The following is a 1,674-nucleotide window of genomic DNA, read 5'->3' as shown; positions in this document are numbered from 1 at the left end:
CCGGCTGCGGGTCGCCGGCGAGAGCTCGTCCGACGCCGAGGTCGTCGCCGCGGTGGCGCGCCGCCTCGGGTACGACGCCGAGGTGGTCGACGGGCACGTCATCGTGAACGCCGGCTCGGAGGCCGCCGCCGCCCTCACCCGGGGCTCGATGGCCGCGGGCGTCGCACTCACCGAGATCGGTGTCGAGCGCTCGACTCTCGAGGACAGCTTCCTCGCCCTCACAGGAGACAACTGACATGGTCCGCGCCTTTCGCAGCGAGTGGCTGAAGGTCCTCCGCCGCGGCATGCTGCTGGGCAGCGCCGGGTCGATGACCGCGCTCTCGATCCTCGGCATCGTGCTCGTCACCCTCCGCGCCAGGAGCGGGCGCGGCGAGCTCAACGTCGCCCGCATCTCCCAGCCCGACGGCTTCTCGTACCTGATGTCCCACACCGGTGCGATGCTCGGCGTCATCGTGCTCGGCACCGTCGCCATCGCGGTCGCCCAGGAGTACACGCACGGCACCCTGCGCAGCCTGCTGGTGCGCGAGCCGCGCCGCATCCAGCTGCTCGCCGGCAAGCTGGCGGCCAATCTCGTCTTCGTCGCCGCCGGGGTCGCCGTCGCCTTCGCCGCCGCCCTGGTGACGGCGCTGATCCTCGGCCCCTCGCAGGGCATCGACACCTCGGCCTGGCTGGGCTCGGGCCTGGGGCAGACGCTCTCGACCGGTGGCACCCTGGTCCTCGCCGCGCTCGGCTACGGAATCTTCGGGTGCCTGCTCGGGGTGGTGCTGCGCTCCCCGGCGCCGGCGGTCATCGCGGGCATCGCCTGGGCGCTCCCCGTCGAGGGCCTGCTGAGCTCGGCGTGGTCGAGCCTGGGGACGTGGCTCCCCTTCAACCAGCTCGACGCCATCATCTCCCAGGGGAACTCCGAGATCGGCTACGGCCACGCGCTGGCGATGGGCAGCGTGTACGCCGCCGCCGCCTGCGTGGTCGCGGCCGTCCTCTTCCGGCGGCGGGACGTTCTCGCCTGAGCCATCCGATCATCCCGCCCGGGGGCGGAGCCACCGCGGCTCCGCCCCCGGCGCTCACGCGGCGATGACGGTGACCTGGCACCCGGGCACCACGCACACGTAGTAGCCGGGGGCCTCGGCGGAGTCCACCTCGAGCAGGTCGCGCCCGTGGGTGGCACACCGCATCCCCTCACGATCCGACTCGGGTGAGCCACCCTCCGGTCCCGACGGCGACCTGCCGGTGAGATCACGCTGGTACGCCTCGATGAGAACGCGCAGTGCCCGGTCAAGCAATGTGGTCGTGTGCACCCTCTCGGCTCCTCTCGCGGTCCGTTGCGCTGGACCTGCCAACCTCCGCCGAAGAGGATGCTCGCGTCCGCAACCGTTCGCATCCGTGAGTCACCGGCGCGAGGCCCCAGTGATCGGTGCTTGACAGACTTTTACGCGTCGGTCGGGGATCGGCCGTGCCGCCGGCGGCCGCGCAACGCCGTGCAGGAGCCGGCGGACAGCAGCACCAGCAGCAGCCCGGCCAGCAGCAGCGCGGCTCCGTATCGCCACCTGTCGGTCGCGGCGCCCACCTGGGGGGTTCGCAGTGCGTTCGCGGTTGCCGAGCCCGAGCCCGAGCCCGTCACCGTCTGGACCAACGGTGACGAGACGCTGGTCAGGGTGCTGGTCGATCCCGAGTAGA

General features: G+C 72.3%; 3 protein-coding genes. All 3 read left to right on the top strand.

What is annotated here, in order from left to right:
- Positions 1 to 235, top strand: a 235-nt coding sequence (locus VGL20_13395) for an ABC transporter (protein ID HEY2704675.1), incomplete at its 5' end; no start/stop codon positions are given.
- 1 nt (position 236) lies between these two features.
- A complete protein-coding gene (locus VGL20_13390; protein ID HEY2704674.1) occupies positions 237 to 1,007 on the top strand; it encodes an ABC transporter permease in 771 nt (256 codons plus the stop codon).
- A gap of 468 nt (positions 1,008 to 1,475) precedes the next feature.
- Complete coding sequence (locus tag VGL20_13385; GenBank protein ID HEY2704673.1) at positions 1,476 to 1,673, top strand: hypothetical protein; 198 nt, start codon at positions 1,476 to 1,478, stop codon at positions 1,671 to 1,673.
- Position 1,674 lies beyond the last annotated feature (1 nt).

Source organism: Candidatus Dormiibacterota bacterium (assembly GCA_036495095.1).
Taxonomy (GTDB): domain Bacteria; phylum Chloroflexota; class Dormibacteria; order Aeolococcales; family Aeolococcaceae; genus CF-96.
This window is presented reverse-complemented; position numbering and strand designations above follow the sequence as displayed.